Annotated in this window: 25 protein-coding genes; 13 read left to right on the forward strand and 12 right to left on the reverse strand. The window is 61.0% G+C overall.

Features of this window, described 5'->3' with window-relative positions:
• Positions 1 to 4 precede the first annotated feature (4 nt).
• The 5 genes from cgtA to FIV39_RS29490 all read left to right on the forward strand — a co-directional run bounded on the left by cgtA (position 5) and on the right by FIV39_RS29490 (position 4,819).
• A complete protein-coding gene (cgtA, locus tag FIV39_RS29470) occupies positions 5 to 1,228 on the forward strand; it encodes an Obg family GTPase CgtA (protein WP_015885843.1) in 1,224 nt (407 codons plus the stop codon).
• 109 nt (positions 1,229 to 1,337) lie between these two features.
• Positions 1,338 to 2,456: a glutamate 5-kinase gene (gene proB, locus FIV39_RS29475; protein ID WP_053132023.1), complete on the forward strand. Its 1,119-nt coding sequence runs from the start codon at positions 1,338 to 1,340 to the stop codon at positions 2,454 to 2,456.
• A 16-nt stretch (positions 2,457 to 2,472) separates the two neighbouring features.
• Positions 2,473 to 2,937, forward strand: a complete 465-nt coding sequence (locus FIV39_RS29480; RefSeq protein ID WP_015885841.1) for a CreA family protein — start codon at positions 2,473 to 2,475, stop codon at positions 2,935 to 2,937.
• Positions 2,938 to 3,038: 101 nt separating this feature from the next.
• Positions 3,039 to 3,521, forward strand: coding sequence for a glutathione peroxidase (locus tag FIV39_RS29485; RefSeq protein WP_090400743.1), 483 nt, complete (start codon positions 3,039 to 3,041; stop codon positions 3,519 to 3,521).
• A gap of 194 nt (positions 3,522 to 3,715) precedes the next feature.
• The gene (locus FIV39_RS29490) at positions 3,716 to 4,819 is read left to right on the forward strand and encodes an NADH:flavin oxidoreductase (RefSeq protein ID WP_090400742.1); all 1,104 of its coding nucleotides are present in this window, start codon (positions 3,716 to 3,718) and stop codon (positions 4,817 to 4,819) included.
• On the opposite strand, the gene FIV39_RS29495 is transcribed toward FIV39_RS29490, so the two are convergent.
• Positions 4,788 to 5,990, reverse strand: a complete 1,203-nt coding sequence (locus tag FIV39_RS29495) for a glycosyltransferase family 4 protein (protein WP_090400741.1) — start codon at positions 5,988 to 5,990, stop codon at positions 4,788 to 4,790. The two genes, FIV39_RS29490 and FIV39_RS29495, sit on opposite strands and share 32 nt — an antisense overlap.
• A 54-nt stretch (positions 5,991 to 6,044) precedes the next feature.
• Positions 6,045 to 6,809: a sulfate transporter CysZ gene (gene cysZ / locus FIV39_RS29500; protein ID WP_090400740.1), complete on the reverse strand. Its 765-nt coding sequence runs from the start codon at positions 6,807 to 6,809 to the stop codon at positions 6,045 to 6,047.
• Positions 6,810 to 7,103: 294 nt separating this feature from the next.
• Between cysZ and trxB the strand changes: the two genes are divergently transcribed.
• Positions 7,104 to 8,066 (forward strand): thioredoxin-disulfide reductase, encoded by a 963-nt coding sequence (trxB, locus tag FIV39_RS29510; protein WP_003194076.1) that lies wholly within the window; start codon positions 7,104 to 7,106, stop codon positions 8,064 to 8,066.
• 74 nt (positions 8,067 to 8,140) lie between these two features.
• On the opposite strand, the gene FIV39_RS29515 is transcribed toward trxB, so the two are convergent.
• The 6 genes from FIV39_RS29515 to FIV39_RS29540 all read right to left on the reverse strand — a co-directional run bounded on the left by FIV39_RS29515 (position 8,141) and on the right by FIV39_RS29540 (position 11,140).
• The gene (locus FIV39_RS29515) at positions 8,141 to 8,482 is read right to left on the reverse strand and encodes a HopJ type III effector protein (protein WP_090400738.1); all 342 of its coding nucleotides are present in this window, start codon (positions 8,480 to 8,482) and stop codon (positions 8,141 to 8,143) included.
• A complete protein-coding gene (locus tag FIV39_RS29520; protein ID WP_090400737.1) occupies positions 8,475 to 8,771 on the reverse strand; it encodes a DUF1244 domain-containing protein in 297 nt (98 codons plus the stop codon). Before FIV39_RS29520 ends, FIV39_RS29515 begins: the two co-directional genes overlap by 8 nt.
• A gap of 85 nt (positions 8,772 to 8,856) precedes the next feature.
• A complete protein-coding gene (folX, locus tag FIV39_RS29525) occupies positions 8,857 to 9,228 on the reverse strand; it encodes a dihydroneopterin triphosphate 2'-epimerase (protein ID WP_003194073.1) in 372 nt (123 codons plus the stop codon).
• 2 nt (positions 9,229 to 9,230) lie between these two features.
• Entirely contained in the window at positions 9,231 to 9,791 is a 561-nt protein-coding gene (gene folE, locus FIV39_RS29530; RefSeq protein WP_090400736.1) for a GTP cyclohydrolase I FolE, read from the reverse strand.
• Positions 9,792 to 9,811: 20 nt separating this feature from the next.
• Positions 9,812 to 10,522 carry a dihydromonapterin reductase gene (gene folM, locus FIV39_RS29535; protein ID WP_090400735.1) on the reverse strand — a complete coding sequence of 237 codons (711 nt, stop codon included), beginning with the start codon at positions 10,520 to 10,522 and terminating at the stop codon, positions 9,812 to 9,814.
• Positions 10,523 to 10,579: 57 nt separating this feature from the next.
• Positions 10,580 to 11,140, reverse strand: coding sequence for an antibiotic biosynthesis monooxygenase (locus FIV39_RS29540; RefSeq protein WP_090400734.1), 561 nt, complete (start codon positions 11,138 to 11,140; stop codon positions 10,580 to 10,582).
• A gap of 213 nt (positions 11,141 to 11,353) precedes the next feature.
• Between FIV39_RS29540 and FIV39_RS29545 the strand changes: the two genes are divergently transcribed.
• Positions 11,354 to 12,313: a MerR family transcriptional regulator gene (locus tag FIV39_RS29545; protein WP_090409796.1), complete on the forward strand. Its 960-nt coding sequence runs from the start codon at positions 11,354 to 11,356 to the stop codon at positions 12,311 to 12,313.
• 2 nt (positions 12,314 to 12,315) lie between these two features.
• Here the strand turns inward: FIV39_RS29545 and FIV39_RS29550 are convergent, their stop codons facing one another.
• Together FIV39_RS29550 and FIV39_RS29555 are read right to left on the reverse strand one after the other, a co-directional pair.
• A complete protein-coding gene (locus FIV39_RS29550) occupies positions 12,316 to 12,921 on the reverse strand; it encodes a hypothetical protein (RefSeq protein ID WP_090400733.1) in 606 nt (201 codons plus the stop codon).
• A 60-nt stretch (positions 12,922 to 12,981) separates the two neighbouring features.
• The gene (locus FIV39_RS29555; RefSeq protein WP_090400732.1) at positions 12,982 to 13,449 is read right to left on the reverse strand and encodes a PAS domain-containing protein; all 468 of its coding nucleotides are present in this window, start codon (positions 13,447 to 13,449) and stop codon (positions 12,982 to 12,984) included.
• 129 nt (positions 13,450 to 13,578) lie between these two features.
• On the opposite strand from FIV39_RS29555, the gene FIV39_RS29560 reads away from it, so the two are divergent.
• A complete protein-coding gene (locus tag FIV39_RS29560; RefSeq protein ID WP_090400731.1) occupies positions 13,579 to 14,034 on the forward strand; it encodes a flavodoxin in 456 nt (151 codons plus the stop codon).
• On the opposite strand, the gene FIV39_RS29565 is transcribed toward FIV39_RS29560, so the two are convergent.
• Positions 14,015 to 14,911, reverse strand: coding sequence for a LysR family transcriptional regulator (locus tag FIV39_RS29565; protein ID WP_090400730.1), 897 nt, complete (start codon positions 14,909 to 14,911; stop codon positions 14,015 to 14,017). The two genes, FIV39_RS29560 and FIV39_RS29565, sit on opposite strands and share 20 nt — an antisense overlap.
• A 98-nt stretch (positions 14,912 to 15,009) precedes the next feature.
• Here FIV39_RS29565 and FIV39_RS29570 point away from each other — a divergent pair, with 98 nt between their 5' ends.
• From FIV39_RS29570 to FIV39_RS29590, 5 genes are all read left to right on the forward strand, one after another.
• Positions 15,010 to 15,396 carry a CidA/LrgA family protein gene (locus FIV39_RS29570; protein WP_090409794.1) on the forward strand — a complete coding sequence of 129 codons (387 nt, stop codon included), beginning with the start codon at positions 15,010 to 15,012 and terminating at the stop codon, positions 15,394 to 15,396.
• Complete coding sequence (locus FIV39_RS29575) at positions 15,386 to 16,072, forward strand: LrgB family protein (protein ID WP_090400729.1); 687 nt, start codon at positions 15,386 to 15,388, stop codon at positions 16,070 to 16,072. The genes FIV39_RS29570 and FIV39_RS29575 overlap by 11 nt, the downstream gene beginning before the upstream one ends.
• A 153-nt stretch (positions 16,073 to 16,225) precedes the next feature.
• A complete protein-coding gene (locus tag FIV39_RS29580) occupies positions 16,226 to 17,008 on the forward strand; it encodes a class II aldolase/adducin family protein (protein ID WP_090400728.1) in 783 nt (260 codons plus the stop codon).
• The gene (locus FIV39_RS29585) at positions 17,008 to 17,910 is read left to right on the forward strand and encodes an alpha/beta fold hydrolase (RefSeq protein WP_090400727.1); all 903 of its coding nucleotides are present in this window, start codon (positions 17,008 to 17,010) and stop codon (positions 17,908 to 17,910) included. The genes FIV39_RS29580 and FIV39_RS29585 overlap by 1 nt, the downstream gene beginning before the upstream one ends.
• A 139-nt stretch (positions 17,911 to 18,049) precedes the next feature.
• Entirely contained in the window at positions 18,050 to 18,961 is a 912-nt protein-coding gene (locus FIV39_RS29590) for an SDR family oxidoreductase (RefSeq protein WP_090400726.1), read from the forward strand.
• 128 nt (positions 18,962 to 19,089) lie between these two features.
• Here the strand turns inward: FIV39_RS29590 and FIV39_RS29595 are convergent, their stop codons facing one another.
• Positions 19,090 to 19,365 (reverse strand): hypothetical protein, encoded by a 276-nt coding sequence (locus FIV39_RS29595; protein WP_090400725.1) that lies wholly within the window; start codon positions 19,363 to 19,365, stop codon positions 19,090 to 19,092.
• Positions 19,366 to 19,396 lie beyond the last annotated feature (31 nt).

Raw genomic sequence — 19,396 nt, forward strand, 5'->3', positions numbered from 1 at the left:
TGTTATGAAGTTCGTTGATGAAGTTTCCATCCGAGTAAAAGCAGGCGACGGCGGTAACGGTTGCATGAGTTTCCGTCGCGAAAAATTCATCGAAAACGGTGGCCCTAACGGCGGTGATGGCGGTGACGGCGGTTCCATCTACATGATGGCCGACGAAAACCTCAACACCCTGGTCGACTACCGTTACACCCGGCACTTCGATGCCGAGCGTGGCTCCAACGGCGGCAGCACCGACTGCACCGGTAAAAAAGGCGAAGACCTGGTACTGCGTGTGCCGGTCGGCACCACGATCATCGACTCCGCCACCCAGGAAGTGATTGGCGACCTGACCAAGGCCGGCCAGAAGCTGATGGTGGTGCAGGGCGGCTGGCACGGTCTGGGTAACACCCGATTCAAGTCCAGTACCAACCGTGCACCGCGCCAGACCACGCCGGGCAAGCCGGGCGAGCAGCGCGACCTGAAGCTGGAAATGAAGGTACTGGCGGATGTGGGCCTGCTGGGCCTGCCGAACGCCGGCAAAAGTACCTTCATCCGCTCGGTATCGGCCGCCAAGCCGAAAGTCGCCGACTACCCGTTCACCACCCTGGTGCCAAACCTGGGCGTGGTCAGCGTCGACCGCTGGAAAAGCTTCGTGATCGCCGATATTCCTGGCCTGATCGAAGGCGCCTCCGACGGCGCAGGCCTGGGGATTCGTTTCCTCAAGCATTTGTCCCGCACCCGTTTGCTGCTGCACCTCGTCGACATGGCGCCATTGGATGACACCAGTGCACCGGATGCCGCCGAAGTGATCGTCAGCGAGCTGACCAAGTTCAGCCCGGCCTTGGCCGAGCGTGATCGCTGGTTGGTGCTGAACAAGTGCGACCAGATCCTCGAGGAAGAGCACGAGGAGCGCGTCAAGGAAATCGTCGATCGCCTGGAATGGACAGGTCCGGTCTACGTGATCTCGGCTATCGCCAAAGAAGGCACCGAGCGCCTGACCCGCGACATCATGCGCTACCTGGAAGACCGCGCCGACCGCCTGGCGGCCGACCCGGTGTTCAAGGCCGAACTCGCCGAACTCGATCAGCAGATCGAAGACGAGGCGCGTGCCCAGCTGCAAGCCCTGGACGACCAGCGTGCCCTGCGCCGCAGCGGCGTGAAGTCGGTCCATGACATCGGCGACGATGATTGGGACGAAGAAGACGTGGATGATGAAGACGGTCCGGAAATCATTTACGTGCGCGACTGATCCGTTGCGATAAACTTGAACGCCGCTCCCTGGAGCGGCGTTTTGGTATCCGGGTATAACGTTATGGGCGGCGCTGGGTCGCGCGGCCCTCAATCTAAGGTTGAAGATGATGCGGAGCAAAGTGACAGGTGCGCAGCGCTGGGTCGTAAAGATCGGAAGTGCGCTGCTGACAGCAGATGGCAAAGGTCTGGATCGCGCAGCCATGAGCGTCTGGGTCGAGCAGATGGTGGCCTTGCATGAAGCAGGTGTCGAGTTGGTGCTGGTGTCGTCCGGGGCGGTTGCTGCCGGGATGAGCCGCCTCGGCTGGACCGCGCGACCCAGCGCGATGCACGAACTGCAAGCCGCCGCCGCCATCGGCCAGATGGGCCTGGTGCAAGCCTGGGAATCCAGCTTTGCCGAGCACGGCCGCCATACGGCGCAGATCCTGCTGACCCACGACGACCTGTCCGACCGCAAGCGCTACCTCAACGCCCGCAGCACCTTGCGTGCACTGGTGGAGCTCAAGGTCATCCCGGTGATCAACGAGAACGACACCGTGGTCACCGACGAGATTCGTTTCGGCGACAACGACACCCTGGCCGCGCTGGTGGCCAACCTGGTGGAGGCTGACCTGCTGGTGATCCTCACCGACCGCGACGGCATGTTCGACGCCGACCCACGCAACAACCCCGATGCCCAACTGATCTACGAAGCGCGCGCCGATGACCCGGCGCTTGACGCCGTGGCCGGCAGCGTCGGTGGTGCCCTGGGCCGTGGCGGCATGCAGACCAAGCTGCGCGCGGCACGTTTGGCCGCGCGTTCCGGGGCTCACACCATCATTGTCGGTGGGCGCCTCGAGCGTGTGCTGGATCGCCTCAAGGCGGGCGAGCGCATCGGTACGTTGCTGTCGCCCGAGCGCGGCATGCTGGCGGCGCGCAAGCAGTGGCTGGCCGGTCACCTGCAAACCCGTGGCACCCTGGTGCTCGACGATGGCGCAGTGTCGGCGTTGTCCCAAGGCAACAAAAGCCTGCTGCCGGTGGGCGTCAAGCTGGTGCAGGGCAGCTTCCGCCGTGGCGAGATGGTGGTATGCGTGGCGCCCGACGGTCGTGAGATCGCCCGCGGCCTGGCCAACTACAGCGCCTTGGAAGCGCAGAAAATCATTGGACAATCGTCTGAAGCGATTGTCGGACTATTGGGATACATGGCGGAACCGGAACTGGTTCACCGCGATAACCTGATCCTGGTCTAAACAAAGGGAATACACGATGCGCGTGATGAAGGGATTGCTCGGCCTGCTGCTGGCCATGCCACTGCTGGCCTCGGCCGAAGAGATTGGCCAGGTGTCGACGGTGTTCAAGTTTGTCGGCCCCAACGACCGGATCGTGGTCGAAGCGTTTGATGACCCCAAGGTCGACGGCGTGACCTGCTATTTGTCGCGCGCCAAGACCGGCGGCGTGAAAGGCGGCCTCGGCCTGGCCGAAGACCGTGCCGAAGCATCGATCGCCTGCCGTCAGGTCGGCCCGATCCGCTTCAAGGGCGAGCTCAAGGACGGCGACGAAGTGTTCAAGGAGCGCACCTCATTGGTGTTCAAGACCATGCAGGTGGTGCGCTTCCTCGACAAGAAGCGCAATACCCTGGTGTACCTGGTCTACAGCGACCGTTTGATCGAAGGCAGCCCGCAGAACGCGGTGACGGCGATTCCTATTCTGCCGTGGCCGACCGCTCAGTAATCCGCAGGCGAGTTTTGTAATCGGCGTCTATGATTGCAGGCTTGCGGGTTGTAATCTCGAAGCGTCGCTTTGCTAAGAACATGGGAAATCTGGAGTTCGTCATGAGTGCTTTCCACGACCTGAAACTCAAAGCTTTGGACGGACAAGAGCTGCCGCTGGCGCCCTTCAAGGGGCACGTTGTGCTGGTGGTCAACGTAGCCTCCAAATGTGGCTTGACCCCGCAATACGCGGCGTTGGAAAACCTCTATCAGCAGTACAAGGGCCAGGGGTTTACCGTGCTTGGCCTGCCGTGCAACCAGTTTGCAGGGCAGGAACCGGGCACCGAGGAAGAAATCCGCGAGTTCTGCAGCCTGAACTACGGCGTGACCTTCCCCTTGGGCAGCAAACTCGATGTGAACGGTCCTGAGCGTCACCAGTTGTACCGCTTGCTGGCGGGTGAGGGCGCCGAGTTTCCTGGGGATATCACCTGGAATTTCGAGAAATTCCTGCTGGGGAAAGACGGCCGGGTCCTCGCGCGCTTCTCGCCACGTACCGCACCGGATGATCCGACGGTCGTGCAGGCCATCGAAAAAGCCCTGAGTTGAACACCTGCCGGTGCAGCTTCAAGTTGTAAGCTTGAAGCTGCAAGTAGAAGCACATGCGCGGCTCTTGCAGCTTTAAGCTTGCAGCTGGCCGCTGCTTTCATACCCCTTAATCACCCAAATCAATAGTGCTACCCGGCACTGCGCACGGCCCATATTATCCACATCATAAACCTCGTCTTCCGTGGAGTGCTCCCATGCCTGTCCAAGCCTTGTTCAAACCGTTCCAGCTCGGTGCACTGACGCTGTCGACCCGTGTGGTCATGGCGCCGATGACCCGTTCGTTTTCCCCGGGTGGCGTGCCTAATTCCAAGGTCATCGAGTACTACCGCCGTCGTGCCGCAGCCGGCGTGGGCCTGATCATTACCGAAGGCACCGTGGTCGGTCACCCGGCCTCCAACGGCTACCCGAATGTCCCGCATTTCTACGGCGAGGCGGCGTTGGCGGGTTGGAAGAAGGTCGTCGATGCCGTGCACGCCGAAGGTGGCAAGATTGTCCCGCAGCTGTGGCACGTGGGCAGTGTGCGCCGCATCGGCACTGAGCCTGACGCCAGTGTGCCGGCCTACGGCCCGATGGAAAAACTCAAGGATGGCAACGTGGTCGTCCACGGCATGACCACTCAGGACATCAAGGCGGTGATCGCCGCGTTCGCCCAAGCCGCCAAGGATGCCCAGAGCATCGGTATGGACGGCGTGGAAATCCATGGCGCCCACGGTTATCTGGTCGACCAGTTCTTCTGGGAAGGTAGCAACCAGCGCACCGACGACTACGGCGGCAGCCTGGCCAACCGTTCGCGCTTTGCCATCGAGCTGATCCAGGCCACCCGCGCTGCCGTCGGCCCGGACTTCCCGATCATCTTGCGTTTCTCCCAGTGGAAGCAGCAGGACTACACCGCACGCCTGGTGCAAACCCCCGAGGCATTGGGTGAGTTCCTCAAACCGTTGTCTGACGCCGGTGTGGATATTTTCCACTGCTCTACCCGTCGTTTCTGGGAGCCGGAGTTCGAAGGCTCCGCCCTCAACCTCGCCGGTTGGACCCGCCAACTCACCGGCAAGCCGACCATCACCGTCGGCAGCGTCGGCCTGGATGGCGAATTCCTGCAGTTCATGGTCAACACCGACAAGGTTGCGCAACCGGCCAGCCTGGAAAAACTGCTGGAGCGCTTGAACAACGACGAGTTCGACCTGGTTGCCGTGGGCCGTGCGCTGCTGGTAGATCCGGATTGGGCGGTGAAGGTACGTGAAGGTCGTGAGGCCGACATCCTGCCGTTCAGTCGTGAGGCGTTGACGACTTTGGCATAAGCGGCGGCAGGACGGGCACCGGGTGCCCGTCCTCGCACACACCGCGCAACTGGCGTTCGAACTGCTCGATAATCGCCGGCCAGCCCTGGCGACTGGCATGTTGGCGGGCATTCAGCCGGGCCCTGCGCAAGGTCTCGCGTTCTTCCAGCAGCCAGATGGCCGCATCGCAAAATGCGTTTTCATCTCCCGGCATCGCCAGCACGCCGTTGTAGCCATGGCGAATATGCTGGGTGGCGGCGGCCTGGTCGTACGCTACGACTCCCAGGCCGGACGCCATCGCTTCCAGCACCACATTGCCGAAGGTTTCGGTCAGGCTGGGGAACAGGAACAAATCCCCGGACGCGTAATGCCGCGCCAGTTCTTCGCCGCGCTGGGTGCCGCAGAACGCCGCATCGGGCAGGTCGCGCTCGAGCATCGGGCGTTGCGGGCCATCGCCGACGATGATCAGCTTCAGCCGCCGCTGTGGATACGTCGCCTGCAGCGCATCAAAGCATCGCTTGAGCAGCCCGAGGTTTTTCTCCTGGGCCAGGCGCCCCACGTGCAGCACGGCTATATCCTCGTTTTCCAGGCCCCAGCTTTCGCGTAACGCATTGTTGCGCTTGGCCGGGTGGAATAGTTTGCTGTCTACCCCGCGCGCCAGCATCCCCAGGCGCTCGAAATGCCGTCGCTCCAGTTCCAGGCGTTGGCTGGCGCTGGGCACCAGAGTCAAGGTCGAACGGTTATGAAACCAACGCAGGTAGTGCGTGACCATGCGGCTTAACAGGCTCAAGCCGTACTGGTTGGAGTACTGCTGGAAATTGGTGTGAAAACCGCTGACCACACTGATTCCCAGGCGTCGCGCCGCCCGCAGCGCCGACAGCCCCAATGGGCCTTCGGTGGCGATGTAGAGCACATCGGGGCGCTGGCGTGTCCAGCGGCGCAGCAACTTGTGCATCGACGACTGGCCCCATTGCAGCCCTGGGTACCCCGGCAGCGGCCAGCCACGACAGAGCAACAAGCCATCATCGCTGGGCCGGCTAGCGTCGGCGCCCTGGCGCGGGCGCACCAGCTCGACTTGATGGCCGCGCGCGCGCAAACCTTCGCACAGGCGGCCAAGGGTATTGGCCACCCCGTTGATCTCTGGCGGGAAGGTTTCGGTGATGAGAGTGATGTGGAGCGAAGCTGTCGTCATGACCCACAGTGTCGCCGTGGGCCATGTCGCCATTGTGTCATGCAGATGATGGATTTATGACTTGACCACTTTCGACGTCGCCATGGCCTCGGCGCCCTGTTCGCGCACCCAGAACAACGTGGCCCCGGCCACCGCTGCCGGCATCATCAGCAGGTTGACCACCGGCACCAGCAACACCAGGTAGACGATGCCGCCGAAGCTCATGCTCTGCCAGCGTTTCTGGCGCAGCCAGGCGAGCATTTCGTTCCAGCCGAGTTTGTGGTTGTCGGCCGGGTAGTCGATGTATTGGATCGCCATCATCCACACGCCGAACAGCAGCCACAGCGGCGCGGCGATCAGGTTGACCACCGGAATGAACGACAGGATAAACAAGCCGATCGCCCGTGGCAGGAAGTAGCCCAGCTTGCGCATTTCCCGGGCCAGGGTACGCGGGACCATTTCAATCAGCTCGCCCCAGCTGAATGCCGGGAAGTCATCGGTGCCACGGACCACCACTTCCACTTTCTCGGAGAGAAAGCCGTTGAACGGTGCCGCGATGATGTTGGCCAGCATGGTGAAGGTGAAAAACACCATCAGCACGACCAGTACCACAAACAGCGGCCATAGCAGGTAATTCAGAAAGCTCAGCCAGCCGGGCAGGGTCGGCATCAGGTGGTCGACCCACAGGCTGAACTGATGGCCGGCAAAGTAGATCAGCCCGACGAACAGCACCAGGTTGATCGCCAGCGGCAGCAGCACAAACAGGCGCAGGCCGGGGCTCAGCACCAGTTTGAGGCCTTCACGCAGGTATTGCGGGCCGGAAAGAACAGGGGCAGGCATGGAGAACTCCGAGCAGGGTGACGAACGCGCCGACCTTACCGGCTTTGCATTCAAGGCGAAAGCATGGTCGGCGTGACGACATCAACGGTAACAAAGGCGTCGATTAATCGGCCTGACTGCATAGAGACCACCTATGAGCTGGATTGTTATTCCGTATTTCCTTAATCTTGCCCCCCTCGATACGCTGCACCCATTATTTTTCAGGGCCTGCGAGTTCAAGCCTTCCCCAAGTGCTTCGTGGTCCCTTTTTTATTCCAGCCGTCTTGTAGTCCGGGCGGTCGATAGGAGTGATTCATGTCTGATACCCGTCATTCGCGAGTGATTATTCTCGGTTCCGGCCCTGCCGGTTACAGCGCTGCTGTCTACGCTGCCCGGGCCAACCTCAAGCCGCTGCTGATCACCGGCATGCAGGCGGGCGGTCAGTTGACCACCACCACGGAAGTCGATAACTGGCCGGGCGATGTCCACGGCCTGACCGGCCCGGTGCTGATGGAGCGTATGAAAGAGCACGCTGAGCGCTTTGAGACCGAGATCGTGTTTGATCACATCAACAAGGTCGACTTCTCCAAGAAGCCTTACAGCCTGACCGGTGACAGCGGCGTCTACACCTGCGACGCACTGATCATCGCCACCGGCGCCAGCGCTCGTTACCTGGGCCTGCCATCGGAAGAAGCGTTCATGGGCAAAGGCGTTTCCGCTTGTGCGACCTGTGATGGTTTCTTCTACCGCAACAAGCCGGTCGCCGTGGTCGGTGGCGGCAACACTGCCGTGGAAGAGGCACTGTACCTGGCCAACATCGCCAGCACCGTGACCCTGGTTCACCGTCGCGAGACTTTCCGCGCCGAGAAGATCCTGATCGACAAGCTCCACGCCCGTGTCGCCGAAGGCAAGATCATCCTCAAGCTCAACGCGACCCTGGACGAAGTCCTGGGCGACAACATGGGTGTGACCGGTGCTCGCCTGAAAAACAACGACGGCAGCTTCGACGAGCTGAAAGTCGACGGTGTGTTTATCGCCATCGGCCACACCCCGAACACGTCGTTGTTCGAAGGCGTGCTGGAAGCCAAAGACGGTTACCTGGTGGTACAAGGCGGCCGTGAAGGCAACGCTACCGCGACCAACATCGAAGGCATCTTCGCTGCCGGCGACGTGGCCGACCACGTGTACCGTCAGGCCATCACCTCGGCCGGCGCCGGTTGCATGGCGGCCTTGGACGCCGAGCGTTACCTCGACGGTTTGAAGGACGCTTCCTTCTAAATTGTTGAAATAAAAAAACCGGCTGCGAGGCCGGTTTTTTTGTGGGAGCACTTTAAATCTGGGAAGGGGCTGACTCAGGATTTGCGGGTCAGTGGCTGAGCGGCGAACTTCACACCTGCCAACCCATGGGCAATCAACGCCCGAATATTGCCATGGTCACTGCCCTCAGGTGTCGCCACCACCGAGCGGTAATGCTCACCAAACGCCAGTAGCGCCTCCTGGTCGCTCAAGCCTTCCAGCAGCGCCAAACCCAAGGTCTTGCACGAACCTTCGTTCTGACCGGCAGCGTTTTCCACATCGCCATTGGTGAAGGCTTGCGGCTGGTAATCGTAACCGGCGGCGACAAACGCCAGGGTGTCGGCAAAAACGTGTGCGCCGCTGTTGAGGCTGGCGCGCAGGGTATTCAAATCAGTCATGGGTTTTTCCTTTGGCAAACGCCGCCTGTTGCTCGGCGCTGGCTTCTTGCTGGTATTGGGCTTTCCACTCGGCGTACGGCATGCCGTACACCACTTCACGGGCGTCATCGAGGCTCAGGTCGATATGGCGCTCGTCGGCCTCGGCCTTGTACCACTTGGACAGGCAATTACGGCAGAAACCGGCGAGGTTCATCAGGTCGATGTTCTGCACATCCTTGCGGCTGTCCAGGTGCGCCACCAGTCGGCGGAAGGCGGCGGCTTCGAGTTCCAGGCGTTGTTGATCGGTCATAGGGGGGCTCTTCGAGACAGCTTCAAGCGGGTGAGCTTCAAGCTGCAAGTTGGAATGGGGTTGGCCTTTAGCTTGCAGCTTGTAGCTAGCGGCTTGCAGCTAACGTTATCGACACCGACTCGGCAAAGCGCAGCGCGTGGGGCTTGTCCACTTCGACTTCGGCGTACAGCACCGATTCGTTGCTCATCACCAGGTCCAGCAGTTCCTGGGTCAGGCGCTCCAGCAAGGCAAAGCGGTTGCCTTCCACGTGGGCGATGATGGCCTTGGTGATGGTGCGGTAGTTCAGCGCGTGGTCGATGTCGTTGTCGCGCACGGCTTCCTGGGCGGCATACAGGATGGTCAGGTTGATCAGCACATCCTGCTTGTTGAGGATTTCATCCTCATTGATACCGATGAAGGTGCGCAGGCACAGGTCCTTGACCCGGATGCGCGCCATGCCTGGTTGAAGTTGTGGCATTGCTACTTGCTCCGTCCAATCAGTTGCAGGAACTCCATGCGCGTGGTGTTCGACTCGCGGAACGCGCCGAGCATCACCGAGGTGTTCATGGTTGAATTCTGTTTTTCCACGCCGCGCATCATCATGCACATGTGCTTGGCTTCGATCACCACGGCCACACCGGCGGCCTGGGTCACTTCCTGGATGGCGTCGGCGATTTGCCGGGTGAGGTTTTCCTGGATCTGCAGGCGCCGGGCGAACATGTCGACGATGCGCGCCAGCTTGGACAGGCCCAGCACCTTGCCGGTCGGAATATAGGCCACATGGGCCTTGCCGATAAAGGGCAGCAGGTGATGCTCACACAGCGAGTACAGCTCGATGTCCTTGAGGATCACCATCTCGTCATTGTCGGAGGCGAACAGCGCACCGTTGACGATGGTTTCCAGGTTCTGCTCATAGCCATGACACAGGTACTGCATGGCCTTGGCGGCTCGCTTGGGCGTGTCGAGCAAGCCTTCGCGTTCCGGGTCTTCGCCCAGGCTCTTGAGGATCTCGCGGTAATGGTGGGGCAGGGATAAGGTCATACAACATCCTCACAAACGGCTTACTTGATATGCCGCCCGCCGTTGACGGTCAGGGTGGTACCGGTGACATAGGGGTTGTCCAGCAGGTAACGCACACTCTGGTAGATCACCTCGGGGCCAGGCTCGATACCCAGGGCCGACTTGGCCAGCACCTTGGTGCGATAGGCCGCGTCGTCGCCTTCATTGAACATCACCATCGCCGGGGCGATGCCGTTGACCTTGATCAGCGGTGCGAACTGCGCGGCAAACGACAGCGTCAGGCTGTCGAGCCCGGCCTTGGTGGCGCAGTAGGCGATGTGCTGGCGGCTGCCCTTGCGCACTACGTCATCGCTGATATGCACGATGTCGGCAGGTGTCGAGCGTTGCAACAACGGTGAACAATGCAGGTTGATCAGGTACGGCGCAAGCATGTGCACGCTGAACATGTCGGTAAAGGCACGGCTCTCGTCACCCGGGGTTTCTGCGACCCACGCCGAAGCGTTGTGAATGATTGCGCGCAGGCTTTGGGTGTGGGTGTTCAGTTCAGCGATAAACGCGAGAATCCCGGCTTCAGTGGAGAAGTCGGCAAACACGCCGACCGCGCCACGCTCGCGCAGGGCCTGCACGCCGGGGCGTTCGCTGCGGTAGCTGAAAATCACCGGCTGGCCTTCGTCCAGCAGGCGCTCGGCGCAATGCAGGCCGACACGCTGGCCGGCGCCGGTGATCAGGATCGGGGCGTTCGTTGCAGTCATGGGAGGCTCGCGTCGCTGGCAGGCGCAAATCATACCAGCGACGGGCCGCCCCTGTACTCACGCCGCCGCTTCGGAGGCCTTGCGGGGGGCAGGGGCTGGATGCAGCCAGTTGGCCAACAGGTGGGTCGACAGTGGAATAAACCAGTACACCATCAAGGGCGTGAGTGCCAGTGTGCTGACCAATACGCGTGGCCCCAACTCGAGTTCACTGAGCAGCGGTCCCAGGACGAAGTTGAACAGCAGCGACACCGGGAAAAACGCCAGCCAGATCGCCACCGCCTGCTTCCAGCGTGGCGGACGGGCGCCCGCTGCGCCAAACCAGCCATCGATGCCCCGTACACGGTGCTCGGACGGGTCGGCGAACAGATCGCTGCCGCGGCTCAACCACGCGCCGCGTGAGGCGGAAAATTCCCAGGCGTGCAGGGTTTTCTCATCGGCAAAGCGGAAAATGATCTGGAATTCATCGTCATTGGGCGGTGGGGCCAGCACGCCCGAGCCCAGGTAGCCGGGGAAGTCGGTGGCCAATTGCTCGCCTTCGCGCAGCCAGGCCATCAGTTCTTCGTAGCGCCCTTTGGCGACGCGGCGCGCAACCATCAAGGTGACGGGAGAGGTAGACATTGTGTATCTCCAAATGTACGGGTGCGCTGAACCGGGTAGGTGGCGCACAGACGAAGCTGCGGGGTGTTGCAGCGACGTGTAAAAAACAGGCAAGGATTATTCCTGTTTTGCTGAAATACGCCAGCGACATTGGTCCGAAAAGCCGGGAACTTGAAAAGGACAGGTGTAAAGGCGTTAAATGGCCTCCCGGTTACCGTTGGTTTTTTGGTCAAAATGCCTGTGATTACTGCTCCGCTTGATAGTGTGCCGCATCTTGATTCGACTGATTCCGATGAGTTGTTTCCGATTCGTGAAGTCTCGAGATTGACAGGCGTGAACCCGGTCACCTTGCGCGCCTGGGAGCGTCGTTACGGCCTGATCCAACCAACCCGCACCGAAAGTGGGCATCGCCTCTACTCCAAAGCCGATATCGAGACCGTCAACCGTATCCTCGACTGGATCGAGCGTGGGGTGGCGGTCAGCAAAGTGGGCAAGATTCTTGCGCACGATGCTCAGCAGGCTGAAGCGATTCGCGATGAGCGGGACACCGTTGAAGAGGGTGAATGGTCACAATGGCGGGCGCGGCTGTTGCAGGTGGTCAACGCCTTTGATGATCGTCAACTGGAAAGCCTGTATGGCCAGATTTTCGCCACCTACCCCCTTAACGTGGCGTTCCAGGACATCCTGATGCCTCTTTGGAACGAGCTGTTGCGCCACCAGGGGCGTTTCGGCCAGGCCAGTGAATGGCTGTTTTTCGACGCCTTCCTGCGCATCCATACCTTTCAGCGCCTGCAAGCTGCGACGCTGTCACCTGCGCCTCGGGTATTGCTGGCGGCCATGCCCGGCGAGTGCCGCAAGCTGGAGTTGCTGGTGGCGGCGCTGTTGATAAGTCGAGATGACCTGGCTGTGAAGGTGCTGGGCATGGGCCAGCCGTTCGATGAGTTGACGTTGGTGTGTGAAAAGACCCGCCCCCAGGCGTTGATCATTTTCTCCAACCACGCCCATAACCTTGATCTGGCTGGACGCCTCAATCGGTTGGCGTTGACCCTGGATTGCCCATTATTTCTTGCCGGTGCCGCGTCGGACCTGGCGCAGGACGCGTTGGCAGGTTCCTCCATCGGTTGCTTGGGCAGCGAAGGGCGCCAGATGCAACGCCGCTTGCAGCAGTTTCTCAGCGGCAACCTGGATACCTGATTTCAGGCGTGCATCTGCGGGTGTACCAAGCGGTGTTGATGCAGGATGAACTGGCGCAGGCGCTCGGTTTCATCCGCACCATTCTGGCTGATGCGATAGGCAAACAAACCCCGCGCGGTTTCCCGCTCGAACACACCGCGCAGCGCAATGCGCTCATAACCGGAAGGGCTGAACCACAGGGAAAAGGTTTTTGGCGGCTTGATCCGGCCTCGAATCTCCACCAGCACGCCCTTGAATGACACTTCATGCACCCACAGGGCGCCGGCAGCGCCCCGGATGTTCTCCAGGGCCACCGGCGTTTCAAGCGCCAGGCGCCACGGGCGTATCATCGGGCCGTCTTCGAAAATACTTGGCACGCCCAAACGCAGATGCACGGCATTGAACTCATCCTCCACCAGATGCAGGGGGAAGGTCAGTTGCTGGTTGTCGAACTGCGCCTGGATGGTGAGATGGTCATGGGCGGCCAGGCGGGTGAGCAAGTCGCGAATCTGTGCACCGCCGTTGACGGTCAGGCTCGACGAAGCATCCCGCAGGTTGAGTTGCGGGTTGTGCTGCATGCTCTGAATGAAATCCAGCTCATCCTGGGTCAGAAGCGCATTGCGTTGCATCGTACGTGCTCAATAGAGGGGGTGTTAAAGTGCCATTATCCGCTCTTATGGCCGCACTTTCTAAATTTTGTTTAATCCGCTTGTCGCTTTGAGCGCTGCCAGCTCGGCCTTGACCTGCGCCAGTTCGCCCTCCAATTGCGCCACACGCTGCTGGGCCTTGACCTGGAGCGTGACGTCCTTTTGTACACCGACGAAATACGTCTGCTTGTCCGCCGCGTTATAAACCGTTGAAAGCGACAGTTCGTTCCAGAAGTGGCTGCCGTCCTTGCGGTAATTACGCAGGATTTCCCGGCAGGCGCCGTCGTTCTCCAACGCTTCACGGATAGCGATCAGGGCCGGCTGGTCGCGGTCGCCTGACTGCAGGAAGCGGCAATCCTGATAGAGGATTTCGTCGAGGGTGTAGCCGGTCAGCCGTTCGAATGCAGGGTTCACGTAGATCAGCGGCTTGTCCTTGCCTTCTCTTTCAGCGACGACGATACCGTCGTTGGAAGCGTTGATCACCATTTGCATCAGCTTGGCGTTAATCATTGAGCGGTCCATGGCGTTTGGTTGGAGCTGGCAGTTTAAGACATGCCTTGAATCTTGCACGGCGGGCGCCGAAATATTTGCGCCAGCTGCTAATATCCCAGGCTTTCGCTCAACTACAGGATCAGATTGATGAAAGTCGCCATCCTTTCCGGCTCGGTGTACGGCACGGCTGAAGAAGTTGCCCGCCACGCCGCCGACCTCCTCAACAAGGCCGGCTTCGAGGCCTGGCACAATCCCTGTGCGACGTTGGCGGATGTACAAGCCTTCAGTCCGCAAGCCTTTCTGGCGGTGACCTCCACCACCGGCATGGGCGAATTGCCCGACAACCTGCAACCCCTGTATTCAACCATTCGCGACCAACTGCCCGCCGCCTGGCGCGGCCTGCCCGGCGCAGTGATCGGCCTGGGCGACGCCAGCTACGGCGATACCTTCTGTGGCGGCGGCGAGCAAATGCGCGAGCTGTTCGGCGAATTGGGTGTGCACGAAGTACTGCCGATGCTGCGCCTGGACGCCAGCGAAAGCGTCACCCCGGAAACCGACGCCGAGCCATGGCTGGCCGAGTTGGTTACTGCACTGCGCGCTTGACCGGAAATTCACGTAACAACGCCAGCCAGGCCTGGGCGGCTCTCGACAGATAGGCGCCCTCACGCCAGATAAAGGCAATGTCCCAACGCAGGTAATCGGGGGCCTTCAACGTCAGGCGCACCACCCCAGGTCGCACCAGCCCACGGGCGACCACGCTGGGCAGCAGCACCACGCCTTGGCCGGCGGCCACCAACGCCGCGAGGAAGTCCGCCTGGCCGCTGCGGCCGATTTCCTTCGGGGTAAAGCCCAACTGCTGACACGCCTGCATCAGCCGATCGTTGAGCACAAAGCTGCGCTGGTACATCAGGAATGGCGTGTCAGCCAATTCCTCAAGGCGCACCTGGGCGTTTTCCGCCAGGGGGTGGTCAATCGGCAGCAACGCATCCAGTGGTTCATCGCAAAAGGCTTGCCAGGCGAACGCCGGGTCGCTGGGCTTCAAGCTGCCACCCACTTCCAGCTCACCGCTCAGGATCGCCTGTTCGATATTGTGGCTGCCGCCCTCCAACAACTGAATGGTGATGTTCGGGTAGCGGCGGCGGTACTCGGCAAACAACCCCGCGAACAGTGTGTCGCCTGCCAGCAACGGCAGGCCCAGGCGCAGCTCGCCTCGGGTGAGGTGGTGCATATCGTCCAGCTCGCTGAGCAACTCGGATTGCAAGCGCAGCATGGCTTCGGCGCGTTGCAGCACGACTTGGCCGGCGGCGGTCAGGCGGATCTGCGAGCCGATGCGGTCGAGCAACGGTGTGCCAAGGCTTTGCTCCAATTGCGCGACTTGCTTGCTGACGGCGGACTGGCTGATATGCAGGGTTTTCCCCGCCTGGGTAAACCCCCCTCGGTGGATCACTTCGACAAAGCTGCGCAGCTGTTTGAATTCCATGGGCCTGATTCCAGTTTGGAATAGTTGGCAGTCTAACAATTCGCTGTGGGGATGGAAGGCCGCGCTCTAAAATGGGGGCCTGCGAGGACCCAAAGCTCATGAAACGTTTTTCCTTCAAACACCTTGGCCGTTTGCTGACTGAACTGGTCGTGCTGCTCGCGATTTATCTGTTGGGTACCCAGTTGACGGTCTGGCTGGCCTGGCCCATCCCCGGTGGCGTCGTGGGCCTGGGGTTGTTGCTGGCAACGTTCGCCAGCGGCCTGGTCAAGCCGGCGGCGCTGCAATTGGGCGCCGGGGTATTGATGGCCGAGATGCTGCTGTTCTTCATCCCGGCCCTGATGAGCCTGCTCGATTATGGCGGTCTGCTGCGCAACGACGGCTGGCGCATCCTGTTGGTGATCGGCTTCAGCACGCTGGCGGTGATGCTGGTCACGGCGTTTACGGTAGAAGCCGTGTGCCGCTGGAGGTTGCGCCATGAAGCTTGAGCTGATGCCAGTGTTCTGGCTCGCCTTGACCCTGGCTGCCTACGTGTTCAGCCGCTGGATCTACCGGCGCACCGGGCGCTACCTGTTGTCGCCGCTGATCCTGGTACCTGTGCTGTTGTTGGCGGTGGCCGTGCCGATGCACACCGCCTATGCCGAATACGCTACCGACACCCACTGGCTGATGCTGGTGCTGGGCCCGGTCACTGTGGCGTTTGCCGTGCCGATCTGGCAGCAGCGCCGCTTGCTGGCCCGCCACTGGCCGGCGTTATTGCTGGGCATGGTGGCGGGCAGTGTGGCGTCGATCGCGACCTCGTTCGGCCTGGCCAAGGCACTGGCGCTGGACAGTTCGGTGACGATGTCGCTGGTGCCGCGCTCGATCACCACACCGTTCGCCATGCCGGTGTCTTCCGACCTGGGCGGCGTGCCGGAGCTGACGGCGGTGTTCGTGATGTTCACCGGTGTGTTCGGCGCCATGCTCGGTGGCGTATTGCTCAAGTGGCTGCCGCTGCGTACGCCGCTGGCGCGTGGCGCCTTGTTTGGCGTGGGGGCCCACGGTGCGGGTGTCAGCCGGGCTCATGAAGTGGGTGGCGAAGAGGGCTCGGTCGCCGGCCTGGTGATGGTCTTGACGGGGTTGCTCAACCTGTTTGCCGTGCCTTTTTTGGCGGCGATTCTTTGACGCGCTTTAAGCAAACGTCAACTATTCTCTGGGCTGACCCGTTCGGCCATCAAGCTGGCTGCCAAGGCAACTACGGCAGTCATGAGGTCTGACTAGACTGGCCTATCACACAAAAAAACAACAATAAGACAGTGCGCCAAGGAGGTCGTTGCCGTGAGCCTAGCCCCCGTTCTATCGCCGCAGAATGTCAAGGATCAGGTCAGCGCTGCCGAATGGCAGACCCGTGTCGACCTGGCGGCCTGCTATCGCCTGGTCGCGCTGCATGGCTGGGATGATCTGATCTTCACCCATATCTCGGCCAAGGTGCCGGGTACCGATGATTTTCTCATCAACCCGTATGGGCTGATGTTCCACGAGATCACCGCGTCGAGCCTGGTCAAGGTCGATCAGGCCGGCACCAAACTGATGGACAGCCCCTACGAAATCAATCCGGCGGGCTACACCATCCACAGTGCCATCCATGAAGTTCGCCACGATGTGACGTGCGTGCTGCACACCCATACCGCCGCGGGTGTGGCCGTCGCTGCACAGAAGCAGGGCGTGTTGCCGATCAGCCAGCAATCGATATTCGTGTTGTCGAGCCTGGCCTATCACGCCTACGAAGGCGTGGCCTTGAACCACGAAGAAAAAGCCCGCTTGCAGGCCGACCTCGGCGATAACAATTTCCTGATGCTTCACAACCATGGCCTGCTGACCTGCGGCAGTACCATCGCCGACACCTTTCTGATGATGTTCACCTTCCAGCGCGCCTGCGATATTCAGGTACTGGCGCAAAACGGCGGCGCCGAATTGATCCCCATCGGGCCGCAGATTCTTGCCGGTGCCAAGGCGATGGTCGCGGCTGTTACAAAGAGCGCCCAAGGTATGGGCGGCGCGCTGGCCTGGCCGGCCTTGCTGCGCAAATTGGACCTGCAAGACCCGGGGTATAAAAGCTGATGTCCCTCGCCGAGATCCCGCTCAGAGCCTGGCGCAAGCGTGGTCAGGATTTCGTCTTTCGCGGCCGTACCATTCGCTATTGGACGGCCGGGCAGGGCGAGCCGCTGCTGCTGATCCATGGCTTCCCCACCGCCAGTTGGGACTGGCATTACCTGTGGCAGCCCCTGGCCCAGCGTCACTTGGTGATCGCCTGCGACATGCTCGGTTTCGGTGACTCGGCCAAGCCGCTGGACCACGAATATTGCCTGCTGGAACAGGCCGACTTGCAACAGGCCCTGCTCGAACACCTGCGGGTGGAGCAGCCGGTGCATGTGTTGGCCCACGACTACGGTGACAGTGTCGCCCAGGAACTCCTGGCCCGGCACTACGAAGGCCGGTTTGAGATGGCCAGCTGCGTGTTCCTCAATGGTGGCTTGTTCCCCGAAACCCATCGCCTGGCGCTGGTGCAAAAACTCTTGCTCAGCCCGCTGGGCTGGATGATCGGCCGCGCCTTCGGGCGTAGTGCCTTGTCTGACAGCTTCGGCCAGATCTTTGGCCCCAACACCCGCCCCAGTGAAAGTGCCCTGGATGATTTCTGGAGCCTGATCAACGGCAACGGCGGCACGCGCATCCTGCACAAACTGATCGCCTACGTGCCCCAGCGACGGCGCATGCGTGAACGCTGGGTCGGCGCGATGCAGCGCGACGAAGTGCCGTTGCGGGTGATCGATGGCGAAGTTGACCCGATCTCCGGTGCGCATATGGTCGAGCGCTACGAGCAATTGGTGCCCCACGCCGACACGGTGTTACTGACCAATATCGGCCACTACCCGCAGATCGAGGCGCCGGTGCAGGTGCTCAGGCACTACCAGGCGTTTCGTGAGCGGCTCGGGCAGCCATCGCCGCGGGTGGCCTATTCCTGAGCAAGCTCGCTCCTACAGAGAGACGAGGCATCATCCCCCAGCCTTATCGAGCACCATTCAGCCTCAGCCGTATTTATTGTGACCGCAGACGCGTTGCCGGACACTCGAGCCATTCCCATTGTCGCCATCGGAGTTCGGTATGAGTGAGTCAGTGCAGTTCCAGGATAAGGTCGTGATCGTCACCGGTGCCGGCGGCGGATTGGGCCGGGCCCATGCGCTGCTGTTCGCCAGGTACGGGGCGAGGGTACTGGTCAACGATCTCGGTGGTTCCACCCAGGGCGAAGGCGCCAATGCGTCTGCTGCCGACCGGGTCGTGGCGCAGATCCGCGAGGCAGGCGGTATCGCCGAGGCCAACCATGACTCTGTCACCGACGGTGACAAGATCGTCCAGAACGCCCTCGATGTCTTCGGCCGCATCGACGTGGTGGTCAACAACGCCGGCATCCTGCGTGACAAAACCTTCCACAAAATGGACGACACCGACTGGGACCTGGTTTACCGGGTGCATGTCGAAGGCGCCTACAAAGTCACCCGCGCCGCCTGGCCGCACCTGCGCGAGCAGGGCTACGGCCGGGTGATCTTCACCGCATCCACCTCGGGCATCTATGGCAACTTCGGCCAGTCCAACTACGGCATGGCCAAGCTCGGGCTGTACGGCCTGACCCGCACCCTGGCCCTGGAAGGGCGCAAGAACAATATCCTGGTCAATGCCATCGCCCCCACCGGCGGCACGCGCATGACCGAAGGCCTGATCCCGCCACAAGTGTTCGAGCGCCTCAAGCCGGAATTGGTCAGCCCGCTGGTGGTGTACCTGGGCAGCGAAGCGTGCCAGGAAACCTCAGGGCTGTTCGAGGTGGGGGGCGGCTGGATCGGCAAGACCCGCTGGGAACGCAGCCTGGGCGTAGGCTTTGACCCTGAAGCCGGGTTCTCGCCAGACGATGTGGCGGCACATTGGGCGCAGATCTGCGACTTCGAAGGCGCAGCCCATCCCAAGGACAATATCGAGGCGTTAAAGGAAATGATGGCGAACTTGCAGAAGTACAGCCTGTGATCGTTGCTTGAAAAAGCTTGAATCCCACGGGGCGCTGATGGCGCCCCGTTTTATTTCAGGCAAAAAAAAAGCCACTGCAAACGCAGTGGCTGAAGTAAGACGTTGGATCAAGGAGCGACAAATCAACGTCAGTGAACACCGGTAACAGACTGAAAAAACACTTCAATCCATTCAAACTCGGCTTTTCTTCCGAGAGCGGAAGCGGGCGGTTTGCCCTGAAAGCCAGGCAAGAATAAGCGCTTGTAACAAAATGAGTAATAGCCGATCAGGACAAGGACTGTTACCGATATGGCAACAGTTACCCAGATCGCCATCCATTCTCTTGATAACCCACCATCCACCCGGTCCATGCCCTCCGCCAGACCCAGGCCAGAGCGCCCGGTAATCCTTTCGAGCGACAACACGAATCCCTCCTTGGTGCGCTTATCGCTCCTG

The organism is Pseudomonas grimontii, assembly GCF_007858185.1.
Taxonomy (GTDB): Bacteria; Pseudomonadota; Gammaproteobacteria; order Pseudomonadales; family Pseudomonadaceae; genus Aquipseudomonas; species Aquipseudomonas grimontii.